The sequence below is a fragment of the Ruegeria sp. CDSA020 genome (genome assembly GCF_059612345.1).
Map to the genome: position 1 here is coordinate 168,346 of NZ_JBXWQK010000009.1, position 16,594 is coordinate 184,939.

Here is a 16,594-nt window from a genome sequence, read left to right on the forward strand (position 1 = left end):
GTTACGAATTCAAGTCGACTTGAGGTCAAGCATGAAACTTTTGGATATAGGCGAGGTGTCGAAAAAGACCGGCACCCCAACTTCAACGCTGCGTTACTATGATGAGCTTGGCCTGATCTCGTCTGTTGCGCGGCACGGGCTTCGTCGGCAGTTCACGCCGGATGTCTTATTGCAACTTGCCCTGATCACGATGGGCAAATCTGCGGGGTTTTCACTTGAGGAAATCTCGGGGATGTTCGGCCTTGATGGAACTCCGAATATCCCCCGGCAAGAGTTTCACATTCGTGCGGATGCGCTGGATCGGCAAATCCGCGAGCTGACGGCGCTGCGCGATACCCTGCGACATGTGGCGGATTGCCCGGCGCCATCGCATTTGGAATGCCCAACATTCAGACGGCTCATCGACCTCGCCCATCACCGGGGCACGAAGAAAGCCAGTGGCAGGTAGCAGCAAGCCAACTACGAATTTTTGGTATACCGCTGAGGGGTATGGTCCGCCCGCACCATTGGATGCAATGCCGATATGTAAGTGTCCGAAATACACTAATTCAGATCGAAGTGAGCGGCCAAACTGTCAATTATCATGTCAAGAACTTGGGCGCGGTCCGTTCCCACAGGATCAGTGCAAACAGGATCGTCCTGCTCTTCGATCAAAATCGCTTCACCGGCGGGCTTACATAATCCAAGCGCGGTGAAATGCGTTGCGGGCGCGATCGTCATCACCGCGGCCTGAGGAACCAGCGCCTCAAAATTGCTTCCCAGGGCGCTCGTGTCTGTTGCATTCAGCCTGTCGGCCCCGTCACCCAATCCAATCAGAAAAAGCGAGGCTGTCACGTCCCGCACATCCTTATGCGCAAGATCCCAAGTTAGTCCCGGATCAATGGCTGCGACGGCACTGACCCGTGGATCCTTGTAAGATGCCTCATATTTTTCCTGGTCGATTGCGGTTACATTGACGCCCTCTGCCGTCAGCTTTGCGCAAAATTGTGACCCTGCCCCTGCGGCCTCGCAATAATCGAAAAATCCGTCACGATTGCCCTGGACGCCCGCAAGCGAAAGGGCTGTCCAGCCACCATAAGAGAAACCCGTGGCGTAGATCCGTGAAGTGTCGATGAGGGGGGCGAAAACCGGGTCTTGCAGCGCGTGATCCAACGCGGTGGACATGTCCTGGGCGCGGGTCCAATGATTAAATGCGGTATCGAAATCCAAATCTAAGGTCGTGCTGCCTGGATGGTTTACTGCCACTACGATTGCACCTTGCGAGACCAACCCCGCACTAAGCCACGCCATTCGTGCATAATTGCCGCCCCATCCGTGTGAGAGAAGAACAACCGGATGTTGCCCTGGCACCGGCTTGGCGTTTTCGACTACTGCTGTTCCATAGAACACTGCATTTTCTGCAAACATAGTCTGGCGCTGACCTGCCGCAGGGAACATAACAGCCATTTGCATGTCCTGATCATGATGAGGTGCGGCAATCGTCAATTCGACGAGGCCGACATCTTGTGCAGCAATTTCCGTGCCCGCCGAAAGGGTCATGACGAGGGTAAGAAGAGGAAGTTTCATGGCGCGCCTTTTTTGTAGGGTGGCATTAGTGTCGGCCTACATTCAGACGCTGTCGGGATTTCATACGACCTGAATCCGGTTTAAGGTCGCGCAGATCAGGATTTAGGTCCTATGACAGACGAAAACGGACCCCCCTGATGCCAGTTCTACCGATCCCAATGATTACTGCCCTGCTGCTTTCGGGCTTTCTTTTACATCGCTTTCTGACCCGCAAAACCCATCCCACGCTTTTGGTCCTCATCGGATGTTGCGCAGCACAAAGTGCGGTTATCGCGCTTGTGCAATATTATGGCTTTACGGGTCTCAGGGTCGTTCAGCCCATTCTTGCGACCGTAATTGCCGCATCCGCGTGGCTGTCCTTTCGTCAGGCCTCGGTGGGTTATCTGCGCAGACAGGACTTGTATTTGCATGCGGTAGGTCCGGCCCTTGCGATAAGTTTTCTGGCAACCCGACCCGAAGCGCTGGACGTGTTGATCCCCTTTCTCTTTGCGGCATACGGTATCGCCATCGCGTTTATGCTCTTACGCGGCGAAGATAGTTTGCCCCATAGCCGCTTAGAAAACGGGCGCATGATTGTTTGGGTTTGGCGTGTTCTGGCCATCGCTTTGATCGCCTCAGCAGGCAGCGACATATTCATTGGAGTCCGCCTTGCATCCGGAGACACCGAGGTCTTGCTCTGGCTGCCAAGCCTGTTTTCCGCAATCACACTGCTCATATTAGGGGCGCTCAGCCTATCGCATGCAATCGAAAGTCAGAGCATTGGCTCTGACACGCGCGATGCGTATTCCAAGCAAGATAAAACCCGTGACACCGCTATTGTCGAAAAGCTCGACGCCTATATGGAAACACATAAGCCATATCTCGATCCCGATCTCACATTGGCCCGGTTGGCCCGAAAATTGCAGGTTCCAGAAAAGCAGCTTTCAAGCGCAATCAACAAAGGCAAAAGCGAGAATGTGTCTCGCTACATCAATAGGCATCGGATATCTCACGCTTGCACCGTAATGAAGACTGGAAAATCGGTGACCGAGGCGATGCTGGCCAGCGGGTTTAACACCAAGTCGAACTTCAACCGCGAGTTCTTAAGGGTGATCGGCGTCAATCCGCGTCGCTGGTTGAGGTCTCTTGTGAAAGTGCCCGATGAAAGGGTCAAAACCTAAGACGTTCTGGTGCACCAAGCATCCTTGCCACAGCTGCCGAACCTTGATTTAGGACATTGGCGTCAGAGCCGTCAAACAGTGAGAATCCGATCTCTATTCTGTTTTCTGTCAGCATGATTATATTACTATCAGGAAAAACTGATGCTATGGTAATCCGAATAGAATTGGGTATTGCGCCGCGCCTGCTTGCAGAACCGGTTTGGACACGTGTAGCAAGACGTTGAAAGAATGAAATTGAAAAAACGCGACAAAGAAATGGCAGCAAACCTGACGCAGGACCCACATTCCGTTCGTTCGGGTGACAGAGAGAAAGTTCTTGAAGTTGCCATCGGCCGCGAGGTTCGTGCCTTTCGCAAACAGCAGAACATAACGGTCGCAGAGCTGGCCCAGTTGACCGGCCTGTCGATTGGCATGCTGTCCAAGATCGAAAACGGAAATACGTCGCCGTCCTTGACGACTCTGCAATCGCTGGCGGATGCGCTTTCGGTTCCTTTGACAAGCTTTTTCCGACAGTTTGAAGAACGCCGCGAGGCGGTTCATACAAAAGCAGGAGAAGGCGTCGAACTGGAGCGTGAAGGAACACGTGCGAACCATCAGTATAACCTGTTGGGACATATTGGTGCCAACGGATCCGGCGTGATCGTCGAACCGTATCTGATTACCCTGACCGCTGAATCAGATGTGTTCCCAACTTTCCAACATGGCGGGATCGAAACGATTTACATGCTGGACGGTGAGGTGGATTACCGCCACGGGGACCAGATTTACCCGCTAAAACCCGGCGATACCCTGTTCTTTGATGCAGATGCTCCGCATGGGCCCGAACGGCTTGTCAGCCTGCCGGCGCGGTATATATCAGTTATCAGCTATCCGCAGACAAACTGATCGGTTTGCGCAATAAGAAATCTGTGGGTCTGTCATAGCCTTCGCGACTGCCCGTGCTTACGATCGTGAACCCCAGCCTCGAAAATACGCGATGGTTTTCAGTAAGTTCCACGCGTGTTTCCAGTTCCAGCGCAGGTAAGCCAAGCTCTGCTGCACGGCGTGCAGCATGATGCACTAACCTGCGGCCGATACCCTGACCCCGCAATCCATCCTTCACCGCAAGCTTTCCAAGGTACAAACTGTCTGGCTTGGGCGTCAGAAACATACACGCGAAAAGTGGTCGCCCAACGGCCCAGATTTCGCCGCCACCCTGACAATGCACCTGCATTCCTTCCACGTTCAGACTATGGATAGAAGACGGAGGGTCGATCCGGGCATCCATGTACTGAAATGACGCGCGAAGCAGCGCAAGCACGTCATACAAAGCAAAATCGTCACTCGAGATGGGCCAAGGCGCTTCGCCCGGATCAATCATATGAGTTGAGAAATTTCGCAAGTCTCGCTTACTTAGACAAACGTGGTTCCGTTTCCAAATCCGGCCATATCCCCGGAGACGTGGGCAACCCGTCGTCAAACTGGCTGAGATAATCCAACATCATGGGGCGGTTATCGATGAACCCTTTATAGGTTGCCAGCTCGACCGGCAGGTCCCGGATGACCCGATGCAAACGGCGGCCCCATTTGGGAACGGTCATCAGGTCCTGAAAACTACACAGGTAGCAGCGGATCGGGAATACCAGGGCGTTGGATCGCGGCAGGCGGAAAAAGGTTTGCAACTCGACCCGCAGATACTGTTTGTGCGCTATGTTTTCAGGTGTCAGCGTCGTCTTCTGGATACCCCATTTGTGATAGTTTTCCGGGCTGGTATCCAGCAGCGGATTCACTGTCATAGTCCAATTCAGACGCCGTGCTGGGGCACCCTGTTGAATGTTCAGCAGGAATTTCAGGGCGCGTTGGAAAATGCCCATTTCATGGGCTTTGGGAACCGGCGCGTGCCATTCGAAAAAGTTCATTCCGATGTCAAAATCCAGACTCCAATCCGCTTGGGTCGTCACCATTCCCGCGTCCATCCACAGCATCTCGTCACGCTGATCCAGCACGGCGAAATCACCCTGTGCCTGACGGGTGATGTATTCCATCGGCCCGTACGGAAGCGTGGTTTCGTCCATGAAGGTAAAGCTGTGATCAATGCCCATCGGTTTGTTGACCCAGCGCCACTGGTTGCCATTGCGATGCAGTTCGAACAGATCGGGATAGTCTTCGGATTTGCTGACCATGATCAGCTCTAGCAAGTCCCAACCGGCCAAAGTCATATGCGGCAACGACTGACAGCGCAGCGGGTCCTGATCCAGAACCATTGCGCGGTCTTTCATCTCTGAGACGTAGTGCTCGTCCACATCGAACCGCATCTCATAGACTGATCCGTCGGGACCGCCGCGATGTTGTTCCATGTTGACCGAATACATGTAGCTGTCTTCGTGGAATGGGAACGGAAAGCGTTTGATCGCCCAGTCCGAGTTGTGAAACGTATAGTCATCGCGGAAGGATTCGTCGTTGAATTGAATGGTCATGTTGGGCCTCCTCTCAACGGTCCAGCACGAGGGACTTGCCCTCGAAACGCGATACACAGGGCATGATTTTCTTGCCCGCAGCCTTTTCTTCGCCGGTCAGCCAGTGATCGCGGTGAACGAAATTACCTTCATGGTCGAGCACAACGGTTTCGCACTGACCGCAGGCCCCTCCGCGGCACAGATACGGTGCGTCCACGCCTTCACGTTCGATGGCCTCCAGCAGGCTTTCGTTTTCACCCACATGAATGACCTTATCCGATGCCGCCAAGCGCACCTCGAACGGCTTGCCGGGCTGAGGCGCCAGGAACTCTTCGTAGTGCACGCAATCTTCGGGCCAGCCTTCGGCGGCAGCCGTGTTTCGGACCCAGTCGATCATGCCCTTTGGACCACACACATACACATGCGTTCCCAAGGGTTGCCCGCTGAGCAGATTTTTCAGATCAATCGCCTGGCTCTGATCGTCATAGTACAGATGGGTTTCGTTCGGATGTCTGTCTGTCAGTTGCTCAGCATAAGATGCCAAGGCAGTGTTTCGGCACGCGTAATGCAACTCCCAATGCCCGTGCAGCAGTTCCAACTGTTTGATCTGCGCCAGAAACGGGGTGATCCCGATGCCACCGGCCAGAAACAGATGCTTGCGGGCGCGCAAGTCCAGTGAAAACAAGTTGACCGGATAGCTGATGGTCATCTCGTCACCCAGCTTGACCTGGCGGTGCATGAACAGCGACCCCCCCCTGCCCTCATCATCACGTCGAACCGAAATTGTATAAGATGACTGATCAAACGGATCCGACATCAACGAATAGGGGTTAAGCCGTGTAATGGCACCATCCTGCATTTCGACCACAGTATGTGCCCCGCCCGAAAAGGTTGGTAATGGCGCGCCGTCGATACGTTCGAACCGGAACCGCGTCACCAATTCGTTCAGCGGAGTGATCTCGGTCACCTTGACCTGAATTTTCTCAGCACCGCTCATTCGTAAATCCCCTTCGACTCGGGCACATTACCATGATCCTCGGCGTCGATACGGACGCCCTGATAGGCGGCAAGACGGCGGGAGTAGTGATCGCGCACAAACAGGTTTAAGCCGCAATGTGAACAGACAAACGGGTCAATCTCGACGTCTTCGGTGATGCCCTTGCAATGCACGCATTGCATCCGACGGGCGACCGATCCGCGATGTTCGGTCTGGATCGCCGTGTGCGGCAGACCCAGAGCCATCACTTCATTCATGGCCTTCCCCATCATGCCTTCAGTGCCGGTCAGGTAGACCTGCAATCCCATATGCGCGTCCTCCAGAACCCGACGAATGCGCGGCAGAGACGCCTCGAAAGACGGGCCTTCATAGAACTGAGCAGGGTTCAATGCCCTTAGCTTTTCCGCGAAATCCGTGCCTTTCGGGATGTAGATCAGATGGGTTTTGGCCATCAGGCCAGGTGTTGCGATGTCGAGAATGGCTTCGGCCCCTTCGGCCTCGGCTATCATGAGATGATGTTCGCCCTGGCGAACCTCTAGCGTGCCCCAGACCGGGCGGCTTGCGATTGACTTGGGAAATTCGAACTTTGACATTGTGCCCTCAATAGGAAAAGGGCGCCACGGTGTGTCCGTCGCGCCCCCTGAAACTCAGCCCTTTGCGGTTCTGATCGATTTGTCCTGATCGTAGAACGGCATCTCTTCCGCAGTTGCCGTTATTTCTGTCCCATCGCCGTTGCGCACCGTCAGCTTGGTGCCGGGTGATGCACATGCGACCGGCATCCGCGCGATACCCACATTGTGACCATTGATATCAGAATACATGCCGAAGGTGACAACGCCGACTTTCTCGCCGTTTTGCAGCAGATCCGCGCCTTCATCCGCCGGGGTCGTGCCGTTCAGTTTGACGCCATAGATCTTGAACCGCTCTTTGCCTTGCGATGCATAGTGGTTCTCGGCGCCGATAAAGCCGGTTTTTCCAGGTGAGACAGTGAAATCCAGGCCCAGTTCCCACAGTGTATCGCCGCAGGTATCGCCATCGAACGGATAGGTTTCGGAATTGTCGCCGGGGTAAAACAGCAGGTAGCTTTCGGTCCGCAACAGGTCGAGCGTCGAGAACTGGACCGGGACGATGCCCATATCCTTGCCATCAGCCAGAATGCTGTCCCACAAGTGAACGGCGTGCTTAGCCTGACAGAATATCTCATACCCGCGCTCGCCGGTATAGCCGGTCCGCGAAATCATCACCGGGCAGCCATATAGCTTGGTCTGCATGATGCCGAAATAGGCCAGATCGCGAATTCCGGGGATGTGCTTAGCCAGGAAGTCTACAGCCACCGGGCCCTGCAGCGACATGTCATGCATGTCATCATCGAAGATGACCGAACAATTCTTACCCGCCGCCACGGATGTCAGCTGCTCCATTCCGGTGCCTGTGCCATGCACCACCAGCCACGTGTTCACCGACAGGCGATAGATGATGCAATCATCAACAAACTTGCCTTCGGCATTCAGGATTGAGGCATAGGTCGACCGCCCCGGCATGATCTTTTCGACGTTCCGCGTGGTGACACGATCAATGACATAGGCGGCATCCTCACCAACCACGTGAACCTTTTTCAAACCGGAAACATCCATAAGACCAGCTTTGGTCCGAATTGCTTCGTAGTCAGCTTTGGCGCGTTCAGGGCTTTGGTCATAGAACCAAGCAGTCCCCATCCCGTTCCAGTCTTCAAGCTCGCCGCCGATCTGGGCGTGGCGTTGCGCAAGGGCCGACGTCCTCCAAAGAATGGCCATGGTTCGGTTCTCCCGTTGATCGTTTTTGTTGCCCATATTGAGGCCGATGTTGGGTTGAAAATCAACACTTGTGTGCAGAATTTTTTCCTGTTGGGAATATTTGCCTGCAATTTTTGCACCCTAAGAACATCCGGGAATATTGGTATTTCTTTTCTTTATCTGTGGCTTAGTGCGTTTTTTGACGTGTGAGGACATACATCAAGCACAGACCTTAAAGATGTTTGCCCCACATATCTATTGACAGGTCGCCAATGAGATTGTCCCCTTAGTATACAATTATTCCCAGCAGGAAATGCTTCGCAGAAAGACCTCCTGCTGCAACAACAGGGAGACTACGAAGTGGATGGCAATCTAAATGCACTTACGACGGTCTTTACCGAGTTTTATTACTGGGTAACGGTCGTCTTCATGTTCCTCATCCATGTGGGCTTTTGCATGTACGAAGTCGGCGCCAGCCGGGCCCGTAACCATATGCACACATTGATGAAAAACATCATGATCATCCCGCTGGTGACGGTCACGTTCTTCTTCTTTGGATGGTGGATCTACTGGGCGTTCCCGAACTTTCCGTTCTGGGGCGGTCTCGACACCGAAGCAGGTGCCGCAAATCTACCGTGGGCGAACACAATGGCAACCAATTTGGACGACAGAATCACGGGTGTCTTCTGGGCCGCGTTCCTTCTGTTCTCGTGGACAGCTGCCTCGATCGTTTCTGGTTCAGTGATCGAACGGATCAGGTCCTCGGCTTTGTGGGTCCATGCAGTCATGATCGGGTCCGTCTGGTGGATCATCGACGCTGCTTGGGGCTGGCACTATGGTGGCTGGATGGTGCGTATCTTGGGGTATCACGATGCTTATGCGTCAGGCGTTATCCATGCAATCGCAGGTGGTTACGCACTTGGTGTGATCATGGTACTGGGTCCACGACTTGGCAAGTTTGCCAAGGATGGAACGCCGCGGGATATTCCTCCGCATAATCCATGGTTGCTGACCATCGGTATTTTCCTGATCTATACCGGGTTCTGGGGTTTCTATGCGGCATGCAACGTGCCTGTGATCTCGCCCGAGGTTATCGACGGTCAGATCGTTGGCGCCACCTGGACTGCAACCAACATCTATCTGGCCCCGACCACGCTGTCGGCGATTACCTTTAACTTCCTGATGTCGCTGTCGGGTGGGTTGATGGCAGCCTATGTCGTCTCGAAGGGAGATGCCTTCTGGACCTTCTCGGGCGGTCTGGCCGGTATCATCACCGCGTCTGCTGGAAACGATTTGTATCACCCGATCCAAGCGATGATCATTGCCGCAATCGGCGTCGTGATCGTCTATAATCTGCACTACTGGGTAGAGCGTCGGTTCAAGCTGGATGATGCTGTCGGTGCTGTAGCCGTGCATGGATATGCAGGTGTCGTCGGGCTGGTCATCGCGGGCTTTGTCCTGTGGGGCGTGCCTTCGTCACCATATGAAGGTTATGCAACCATCAACCCGATCGGTCAGATCACGGGTGCCGTCATCATGTTCTTTGTCCTTGGGTTCCTGCCAGGCTGGGCTCTGGCGAAAATGCAATCCGCTGCCGGCGTACTGCGCATCCCGGAAGAAGTTGAACTTCAGGGTCTCGATTACGCTGAACACCATGCCTATGAGGACGCCAAAGCTGCCATTATCGAAGCCGATAAAGAAGAACTGGCCGCCCGTGGCGTAGCAGCGAAATGAGGGAGTAAGATATGTCTACGAATGGTTATACAAACTGGGCCGTGGATCTGGCCGAAGTCGGGCCGGTCTATCCCTTCCAAGGTTACGAAGTTCTAATGGTCATCATTGGTGTCGTCTTCTGGGTTGGCTGGCATCGCATCCAATTCGTCCGCGAAGCTGAGCACCTGGAAAAGGCGCGCCACACCGGTGACGAAGAAAAGGTGAAAGCACAGTTGGAGCGATATTGATCCAGTCTTAAATGCTTGCAATGGGCGCGAAAAACACAGGTCGCGCCCATTGCCTCTTAGGAAAAAAACTTTCCTATGATTATTGATGTCCCACTGATTTGTTGGTACCGTCGAATCATAATGAAACACATAAGGAGATCTGCCAGCCATGTGCGGAATTGTTGGATTATTCCTCAAAGACCAGTCTCTTGCGCCCCAACTGGGCAATATGCTGACAGACATGCTGATCACGATGACAGATCGTGGCCCCGATAGTGCCGGTATTGCAATCTACGGCTCTGAGTCCGATGGCAAAACCAAGATTACAGTTCAGTCCCCCAACCCCGAAACGGACTTTGTCGACTTGGCTGATGAGCTAGGCAAAAGTCTTGGCGTGACGGTTGGTCAGGCAGACAATGATACACATGCCGTCTTGGAAATTCCCGCCCGTCGGTTCGAAGCCGCGCGCGCCGCGCTGGCTGAAATCCGGCCGACGGTTCGTATCATGAGTCGTGGCGAAAGCCTCGAAATCTACAAGGAAGTTGGCCTGCCCAAGGATGTTGCAGACCGCTTCAGCCTCAGCGGCATGAGCGGCACTCATGGCATTGGACACACACGCATGGCGACGGAATCCGCCGTGACAACAATGGGCGCACATCCGTTCAACACGGGGTCCGATCAATGTCTGGTTCACAACGGATCGCTGTCCAACCACAACTCGTTGCGCCGCAAGTTGCGCCGCGAAGGCGTTACCATCCAGACAGAGAACGACACCGAAGTTGGTGCCGCATACCTGACCTGGAAAATGATGAATGGCGGCACTTTAGGGGAAGCTCTGGAATCCAGCATTGATGATCTGGACGGGTTTTTCACCTTTGTAGTAGGGACCAAAGACGGGTTTGGCGTCGTACGTGACCCAATCGCTTGCAAGCCTGCAGTGATGGCAGAAACGGATCAATATGTTGCCTTTGGCAGCGAATACCGCGCCTTGGTGAACCTGCCAGGAATCGAAGACGCCCGAGTTTGGGAACCTGAACCGGCCACCGTATATTTCTGGTCGCACAACGACAGTCCCACAACCCACGAAAAGGCCGCCTGAAATGCAGACCTATGATTTAGAGGCAGACGGACTGCGTGGATTGAACTCGTCCCTGCAGGCGCAAAACGCCGAGACCAACCAAACCAGCTGGGAAATTGTAAATCCAAAAGGCAGCCATGCGATTGCTGTCGGACTGGACGCGCCGATCGAAGTGACGGTCAAGGGGTCTACCGGGTACTATTGTGCCGGCATGAACCAACAGGCGACCATCAAGGTTCACGGCTCAGTTGGTCCGGGTGTGGCTGAGAATATGATGTCCGGCCAGGTCATCGTCGATGGCGACGCCAGCCAGTATGCCGGGGCCACAGGCCATGGTGGGTTGCTGGTCATCAAGGGCAACGCAAGCTCGCGCTGCGGTATTTCGATGAAAGGTATCGACATCGTGGTGCATGGCAATATCGGCCACATGTCCGCCTTCATGGCACAGGCAGGAAATCTGGTCGTCTGCGGAGATGCGGGCGATGCGCTGGGGGATTCACTCTACGAGGCACGGCTGTTCGTGCGTGGTTCGGTCAAAAGCCTCGGTGCTGATTGCATCGAGAAAGAAATGCGCCCTGAGCATCTGGATATTCTGAGGGATCTGCTGGACCGCGCTGGCAGCGACGCCAAGCCGGAAGAGTTCAAACGCTATGGTTCGGCTCGTCAGCTTTACAATTTCGACATCGACAATTCCGCAGCTTACTGAGGAAGAAGGGTATGAAAGATATGGACGATCAGATCCCCCGCACCCTGCCGATTCAGTCGGCGACATTTACCAATCCGATCAATGCTGAGATCCGTCGCGCCGCTGCGACAGGTATCTATGACATTCGTGGCGGTGGCGCCAAACGGAAAGTTCCTCATTTCGACGATCTACTCTTTCTGGGTGCGTCGGTGTCGCGCTATCCGTTGGAAGGCTATCGGGAACGTTGCGATACCTCAGTAACGTTGGGCACGCGCTTTGCCAAAAAGCCGATCGAGCTGGATATCCCGATCACCATTGCGGGTATGAGCTTTGGCGCATTGTCCGGTCCGGCGAAAGAAGCTCTGGGCCGCGGCGCATCCGCAGCGGGCACGTCAACCACCACCGGTGATGGTGGTATGACGCCCGAGGAACGTGGCCACTCAACCAAGCTGGTGTATCAATACCTGCCCTCACGCTATGGCATGAATCCCAACGATCTGCGTAAGGCTGATGCGATTGAGATTGTGGTTGGCCAAGGCGCCAAACCCGGCGGGGGCGGTATGTTGTTGGGTCAAAAGATCAGTGACCGTGTGGCCGAGATGCGGACCCTGCCCAAAGGCATTGACCAACGGTCCGCTTGCCGCCATCCAGACTGGACAGGGCCGGACGACCTTGAGATCAAGATCCTCGAACTTCGGGAAATCACTGATTGGCAAGTGCCTATCTATGTGAAAGTTGGCGCCACGCGCCCCTACTACGACACTGCATTGGCAGTGAAAGCCGGGGCGGACGTTGTCGTCATGGATGGCATGCAGGGCGGCACCGCTGCGACGCAAGACGTATTCATTGAACATGTCGGGTTGCCAACACTGTCATGCATCCGCCCTGCCGTTCAGGCATTGCAGGATCTGGGCGTACATCGTGAGGTTCAGTTGGTCATCTCGGGCGGCATTCGCACCGGAGCCGATGTGGCCAAGGCATTGGCGCTGGGTGCAGATGCAGTTGCCATTGGCACGGCTGCTCTGGTGGCCCTTGGGGACAACGATCCCAAATGGGAATCCGAATACCAGAAGCTGGGCACAACCACTGGCGCTTATGACGATTGGCACGAAGGTCAGGACCCGGCAGGGATAACCACGCAAGACCCCGATCTGGCTGCGCGTCTTGACCCGGTTGCTGCGGGTCGCAGGCTGCGCAACTATTTGAAGGTGATGGCGCTTGAGGCCCAAACCATCGCGCGCGCATGTGGCCACAATCACCTGCACAATCTCGAACCTGAAGACCTGTGTGCCCTGACAATGGAGGCGGCCGCCATGGCGCGAGTCCCCTTGGCGGGCACCAGTTGGTACCCGGGCAAGGAAGGGTTCTGAACCGATGCTGCGCGGCTCCCTGATGGGGGCCGCGTTTTTGCTTTGAAAAACTAGAATTCAACAGGGAAAGGAAAGCAATCGTGACGACAGATCTCGCAGCTTTCGCAAAAGAAAAAGGCGTCAAATACTTCATGATCTCGTTCACCGACCTGTTCGGTGGACAACGGGCCAAGCTTGTGCCAGCGCAGGCGATTGCCGACATGCAGCAAGATGGTGCAGGTTTTGCCGGGTTCGCCACCTGGCTGGATATGACACCGGCTCATCCTGACATGCTGGCAGTTCCAGACCCCTCATCGGTCATTCAGCTGCCCTGGAAGCCCGAAGTGGCTTGGGTTGCTGGCAACTGCGTTATGGAAGGCAGCGATGTCGCGCAAGCCCCTCGTAACGTATTGCGCCGCCTGATCGACGAAGCTGCAAGCGAAGGAATGCATGTCAAAACCGGTATCGAAGCCGAGTTCTTCCTGATGACGCCGGACGGAGAACAGATTAGCGATCCTTTCGATACAGCTGAAAAGCCTTGCTATGACCAACAGGCCGTGATGCGCCGGTATGATGTCGTGCGCGAAATCTGTGACTACATGCTGGAACTGGGCTGGGGACCTTATCAGAACGACCACGAGGACGCCAACGGCCAGTTCGAGATGAATTGGGAATTTGACGACGTTCTGCGCACTGCTGACAAACACTCTTTCTTCAAGTTCATGACCAAATCGGTTGCTGAAAAACATGGGCTGCGTGCGACATTCATGCCGAAACCGGTGGAAGGCCTGACCGGCAATGGCTGTCATGCGCATATCTCGGTCTGGGATGCGCCAGGCGATGCGGCCAAGACCAACGTGTTTGCAGGCGAGGGCGACGGCCCGACCGGTGAGGTTGGTCTGGGAGAGCGTGGCAAGCACTTCCTCGGTGGCATCATGAAGCACGCGTCAGCACTGGCCGCGATCACCAACCCCACGGTGAACAGCTACAAACGCATCAACGCGCCGCGGACGATGTCGGGTGCAACATGGGCGCCCAACACCGTGACATGGACGGGCAACAACCGGACTCACATGGTGCGTGTGCCCGGCCCCGGGCGGTTTGAATTGCGTCTGCCGGACGGAGCAACCAACCCCTACCTGCTTCAGGCCGTCATCATTGCGGCTGGACTGTCAGGTATCCGATCCAAAGCAGACCCTGGCAAGCGCTGGGATATCGATATGTATGCCGAAGGCCATAAAGTGCGCGGAGCACCCAAGTTGCCGTTGAACATGCTTGATGCACTGCGCGAATACGACAAAGACAAAGACCTGAAGGGCATGATGGGCGCCGAATTCTCGTCTGCTTTCCTGAAGATGAAGCATCAGGAGTGGAATTCCTTCGTGTCGCATTTCTCGCGCTGGGAAAAGGAAAACACGCTGGATATCTGATCCGGTAAAACTGGAAGACATCGAGGTTGCGGCCTGTGCCGCGGCCTTGTTGTTCATTCACCAACAACGATCACGCCGGGATGTTTTTTCAGTCAACACGCGCCGGGCGAAGATCGCGGCGCGTCTTTTGCACACATATCGTCAAACGGGGATTCCGTTGAAATTGTGCGCCTTTAAGACGGGAACCCAATCCCCGCATTGCACAGCTGCTTTGGGCAGCCCCTTGGTTGTCTGGGAAATCGGAACCATCCCTGGCTTGCGGCCGAAAAGCAGTCAATCAGGGCATGGGCTAAGGGTGCTGTGCAAAAGATGACACCTAAACGACGATATCGCGATCGAGCAAATCTCTATGACGTTCAACACTTAAGACCGGCTTCATCTAATCTGAACGGTTGGTTGTTTGACGACTGATTTCGAGACCCTGCAAATAGCCTATTCTGGGACTTCTTGTCCTTTTTTCCTATCCACCTCGATGCGCCAGTCGGGAACGTCGTTAACAAGCATCAATGCCGCACGTCGCAGGGAGGTTCGCATTTTATCCACCGTCGGGCCGCGCAGTTCACAATCTTCCAAAGCGGCGTCAAAGGTTTCCAGCCAAAGCTCTGCATCGGCCTCGCGAATAGGCACATGGGCATGTATTTCCCGTAAATCCATGTGGCCAAATCGTTCCCGGTAATATGCTCTCCCGCCCAAAAAACCACTGAGGAACTCGAACTGCGCTTGCCTTGTATGGTTCAATCCGTGACCCCGAAAATGCAGCCGGTGCAAGGAATACACAGCCGGATCGGCCTCCATTCGATCATAAAATTGTTCGACAAGCGCGCGCAGGCTCTCTTCGCCTCCAAGTTGATCCAAAGCCGAGGACATAGTGGATCCTCCGGGTCTCCATTGCCTAAATTATTGCATAACAGGAATATTAGTTTATCAACAGTGACATCTTGGCGCTGTTGATATCTGGGACCGAACACATGCCAATATGGTCGACACTACAACAATCTTCCCTTACATGAGCGCCCTTGCACTCGGGTTGCTAGCTGCGTTGTGCTGGGGCATTCATGATCTCTCGGTCCGCTATATCAGCCAGTCCGTCAGCGTGGTCGCCTCGCTTATGTTTGTGTTACTCTTTGGTGCCATCCTGCAGATCGGGATGGTTGCAGCCTGGGGCGACATCAACTCCATATCGGGCAACGCGATGGCTTATGCGATTGCAGCAGGTTTTTTTTACCTCTTGGCCGGGCTCAGCATGTACGAGGCTTTTCATCGAGGGCCCGTGCGATTGGTTGCGCCGCTAGTTGCCAGCTATCCGGTCTTGTCCGTCACCGTCGCAATTTGGCGCGGCTCGATGGTCAGTGCGTGGCACTGGTTGGCCGTAATTGCAATCGGCCTCGGAGTATCCATCGTCGCAGCCTGCTCAGACAAAACCGAGACAACCTACCCTGCCCGTGGCCCAACCATTGTCTTGTCTTTGCTCGCCGCAACCGGGTTCGCCGCAGCATTTGCCCTGGGGCAATACGCGGCAGAGATCAGCAACGAATACACCGTGTCTCTAATCGGTCGAATCACGGCAATTCTGGTTCTGGCAGCGATAGCTTTTGCGTCTCGCAAGTCGATTTGGCCCGGCACAAAAGCACTGCCCCTATTGTGCTTAATGGGTTTACTGGACGCCGTCGCAATTCTCAGTGTGGTCGCGGCTGGTAGGTTGCCCAATGCCCAATATGCATCCGTCGCGGCTTCGGTTTTTGGATTACTGACCGTTGTCCTTGCCTGGGCAATCTTGAAAGAGCGTATGTCACCAAGCCAGTGGCTTGGTTGTGTCGTCGCGTTTGCCGGAATCGGCTATCTCGCGCTCTGAGAACGGCCTTGCGAATTGACGTGCCTGATGGGCTGCAGCCGGGCTGTTCCGCAGGCACTCAATCTCGCCTGAGCGTGGCGGTCCGGATTCACACAACGCTCGTAGTACGGGGATCGGAGGGAATTGGTAGGCGACACGCCAATGGATACGATCACCATGCACAAGTTACGACCTAAAAGGTCGCCAATACCTACCAAAATCAGAACGGAAAAAAGAACAGCCGCAGTTTGAACAACGGCGGCCTCGTTTTAAGCCGTCAGGCCTTCTGGTTCTGGGAGTTTGTTTGCGCGGCATGCGGCGGTCAGGGTGTTGGCCAGCAGGCATGCGATT

At 54.8% G+C, this 16,594-nt stretch carries 17 protein-coding genes; 10 read left to right on the forward strand and 7 right to left on the reverse strand.

Annotated features, from left to right (window positions below; genetic code table 11):
• Window positions 1–31 precede the first annotated feature (31 nt).
• Window positions 32–448, forward strand: coding sequence for a helix-turn-helix domain-containing protein (locus AC2FJW_RS16355; protein ID WP_142638500.1), 417 nt, complete (start codon window positions 32–34; stop codon window positions 446–448).
• 95 nt (window positions 449–543) lie between these two features.
• Here the strand turns inward: AC2FJW_RS16355 and AC2FJW_RS16360 are convergent, their stop codons facing one another.
• Entirely contained in the window at window positions 544–1,566 is a 1,023-nt protein-coding gene (locus AC2FJW_RS16360; protein ID WP_496750687.1) for an alpha/beta hydrolase family protein, read from the reverse strand.
• 137 nt (window positions 1,567–1,703) lie between these two features.
• On the opposite strand from AC2FJW_RS16360, the gene AC2FJW_RS16365 reads away from it, so the two are divergent.
• Together AC2FJW_RS16365 and AC2FJW_RS16370 are read left to right on the forward strand one after the other, a co-directional pair.
• Window positions 1,704–2,726 carry a helix-turn-helix domain-containing protein gene (locus AC2FJW_RS16365; RefSeq protein WP_496750688.1) on the forward strand — a complete coding sequence of 341 codons (1,023 nt, stop codon included), beginning with the start codon at window positions 1,704–1,706 and terminating at the stop codon, window positions 2,724–2,726.
• A gap of 228 nt (window positions 2,727–2,954) precedes the next feature.
• Window positions 2,955–3,611: a helix-turn-helix domain-containing protein gene (locus AC2FJW_RS16370; protein WP_185956716.1), complete on the forward strand. Its 657-nt coding sequence runs from the start codon at window positions 2,955–2,957 to the stop codon at window positions 3,609–3,611.
• Here the strand turns inward: AC2FJW_RS16370 and AC2FJW_RS16375 are convergent.
• Genes AC2FJW_RS16375 through AC2FJW_RS16395 form a run of 5 tightly spaced genes read right to left on the reverse strand, consistent with a single transcriptional unit; the run spans window position 3,589 to window position 7,951 of the window.
• Complete coding sequence (locus tag AC2FJW_RS16375) at window positions 3,589–4,107, reverse strand: GNAT family N-acetyltransferase (RefSeq protein ID WP_496750690.1); 519 nt, start codon at window positions 4,105–4,107, stop codon at window positions 3,589–3,591. The two genes, AC2FJW_RS16370 and AC2FJW_RS16375, sit on opposite strands and share 23 nt — an antisense overlap.
• Before the next feature lie 7 nt (window positions 4,108–4,114).
• Window positions 4,115–5,182 carry a heme-dependent oxidative N-demethylase family protein gene (locus tag AC2FJW_RS16380; protein ID WP_496750692.1) on the reverse strand — a complete coding sequence of 356 codons (1,068 nt, stop codon included), beginning with the start codon at window positions 5,180–5,182 and terminating at the stop codon, window positions 4,115–4,117.
• Between the two features lie 13 nt (window positions 5,183–5,195).
• Complete coding sequence (locus AC2FJW_RS16385; protein WP_281973362.1) at window positions 5,196–6,158, reverse strand: PDR/VanB family oxidoreductase; 963 nt, start codon at window positions 6,156–6,158, stop codon at window positions 5,196–5,198.
• A complete protein-coding gene (locus AC2FJW_RS16390; protein WP_496750694.1) occupies window positions 6,155–6,751 on the reverse strand; it encodes a dimethylamine monooxygenase subunit DmmA family protein in 597 nt (198 codons plus the stop codon). The genes AC2FJW_RS16385 and AC2FJW_RS16390 overlap by 4 nt, the downstream gene beginning before the upstream one ends.
• Window positions 6,752–6,805: 54 nt before the next feature.
• The gene (locus tag AC2FJW_RS16395) at window positions 6,806–7,951 is read right to left on the reverse strand and encodes an aminomethyl transferase family protein (protein ID WP_142638484.1); all 1,146 of its coding nucleotides are present in this window, start codon (window positions 7,949–7,951) and stop codon (window positions 6,806–6,808) included.
• 339 nt (window positions 7,952–8,290) lie between these two features.
• Between AC2FJW_RS16395 and AC2FJW_RS16400 the strand changes: the two genes are divergently transcribed.
• The 6 genes from AC2FJW_RS16400 to glnT all read left to right on the forward strand — a co-directional run bounded on the left by AC2FJW_RS16400 (window position 8,291) and on the right by glnT (window position 14,412).
• The gene (locus AC2FJW_RS16400; protein WP_271951763.1) at window positions 8,291–9,664 is read left to right on the forward strand and encodes an ammonium transporter; all 1,374 of its coding nucleotides are present in this window, start codon (window positions 8,291–8,293) and stop codon (window positions 9,662–9,664) included.
• Window positions 9,665–9,675: 11 nt separating this feature from the next.
• The gene (locus AC2FJW_RS16405) at window positions 9,676–9,891 is read left to right on the forward strand and encodes a hypothetical protein (RefSeq protein WP_142638480.1); all 216 of its coding nucleotides are present in this window, start codon (window positions 9,676–9,678) and stop codon (window positions 9,889–9,891) included.
• A gap of 148 nt (window positions 9,892–10,039) precedes the next feature.
• Window positions 10,040–10,969 carry a class II glutamine amidotransferase gene (locus AC2FJW_RS16410; protein ID WP_496750696.1) on the forward strand — a complete coding sequence of 310 codons (930 nt, stop codon included), beginning with the start codon at window positions 10,040–10,042 and terminating at the stop codon, window positions 10,967–10,969.
• 1 nt (window position 10,970) lies between these two features.
• Window positions 10,971–11,654: a protein GlxC gene (locus AC2FJW_RS16415; protein ID WP_496678512.1), complete on the forward strand. Its 684-nt coding sequence runs from the start codon at window positions 10,971–10,973 to the stop codon at window positions 11,652–11,654.
• 20 nt (window positions 11,655–11,674) lie between these two features.
• Entirely contained in the window at window positions 11,675–13,003 is a 1,329-nt protein-coding gene (locus AC2FJW_RS16420; RefSeq protein ID WP_142638687.1) for an FMN-binding glutamate synthase family protein, read from the forward strand.
• Between the two features lie 80 nt (window positions 13,004–13,083).
• Window positions 13,084–14,412 (forward strand): type III glutamate--ammonia ligase, encoded by a 1,329-nt coding sequence (gene glnT, locus AC2FJW_RS16425; protein ID WP_142638474.1) that lies wholly within the window; start codon window positions 13,084–13,086, stop codon window positions 14,410–14,412.
• A 432-nt stretch (window positions 14,413–14,844) separates the two neighbouring features.
• On the opposite strand, the gene AC2FJW_RS16430 is transcribed toward glnT, so the two are convergent.
• Window positions 14,845–15,279 carry a group II truncated hemoglobin gene (locus AC2FJW_RS16430; RefSeq protein WP_496750698.1) on the reverse strand — a complete coding sequence of 145 codons (435 nt, stop codon included), beginning with the start codon at window positions 15,277–15,279 and terminating at the stop codon, window positions 14,845–14,847.
• A 139-nt stretch (window positions 15,280–15,418) separates the two neighbouring features.
• Between AC2FJW_RS16430 and AC2FJW_RS16435 the strand changes: the two genes are divergently transcribed.
• Window positions 15,419–16,264, forward strand: a complete 846-nt coding sequence (locus AC2FJW_RS16435; protein ID WP_496750700.1) for an EamA family transporter — start codon at window positions 15,419–15,421, stop codon at window positions 16,262–16,264.
• Window positions 16,265–16,594: the final 330 nt, after the last annotated feature.

Coding starts and splice junctions, on each gene's coding strand:
- AC2FJW_RS16360 (WP_496750687.1), bottom strand. CDS start 1,566: ATGAAACTTCCTCTTCTTACCCTCGTCATGACCCTTTCGGCGGGCACG.
- AC2FJW_RS16405 (WP_142638480.1), top strand. CDS start 9,676: ATGTCTACGAATGGTTATACAAACTGGGCCGTGGATCTGGCCGAAGTC.
- AC2FJW_RS16390 (WP_496750694.1), bottom strand. CDS start 6,751: ATGTCAAAGTTCGAATTTCCCAAGTCAATCGCAAGCCGCCCGGTCTGG.
- AC2FJW_RS16420 (WP_142638687.1), top strand. CDS start 11,675: ATGGACGATCAGATCCCCCGCACCCTGCCGATTCAGTCGGCGACATTT.
- AC2FJW_RS16430 (WP_496750698.1), bottom strand. CDS start 15,279: ATGTCCTCGGCTTTGGATCAACTTGGAGGCGAAGAGAGCCTGCGCGCG.
- AC2FJW_RS16395 (WP_142638484.1), bottom strand. CDS start 7,951: ATGGCCATTCTTTGGAGGACGTCGGCCCTTGCGCAACGCCACGCCCAG.
- AC2FJW_RS16415 (WP_496678512.1), top strand. CDS start 10,971: ATGCAGACCTATGATTTAGAGGCAGACGGACTGCGTGGATTGAACTCG.
- AC2FJW_RS16410 (WP_496750696.1), top strand. CDS start 10,040: ATGTGCGGAATTGTTGGATTATTCCTCAAAGACCAGTCTCTTGCGCCC.
- AC2FJW_RS16385 (WP_281973362.1), bottom strand. CDS start 6,158: ATGAGCGGTGCTGAGAAAATTCAGGTCAAGGTGACCGAGATCACTCCG.
- AC2FJW_RS16370 (WP_185956716.1), top strand. CDS start 2,955: ATGAAATTGAAAAAACGCGACAAAGAAATGGCAGCAAACCTGACGCAG.
- AC2FJW_RS16365 (WP_496750688.1), top strand. CDS start 1,704: ATGCCAGTTCTACCGATCCCAATGATTACTGCCCTGCTGCTTTCGGGC.
- AC2FJW_RS16380 (WP_496750692.1), bottom strand. CDS start 5,182: ATGACCATTCAATTCAACGACGAATCCTTCCGCGATGACTATACGTTT.
- AC2FJW_RS16435 (WP_496750700.1), top strand. CDS start 15,419: ATGAGCGCCCTTGCACTCGGGTTGCTAGCTGCGTTGTGCTGGGGCATT.
- AC2FJW_RS16355 (WP_142638500.1), top strand. CDS start 32: ATGAAACTTTTGGATATAGGCGAGGTGTCGAAAAAGACCGGCACCCCA.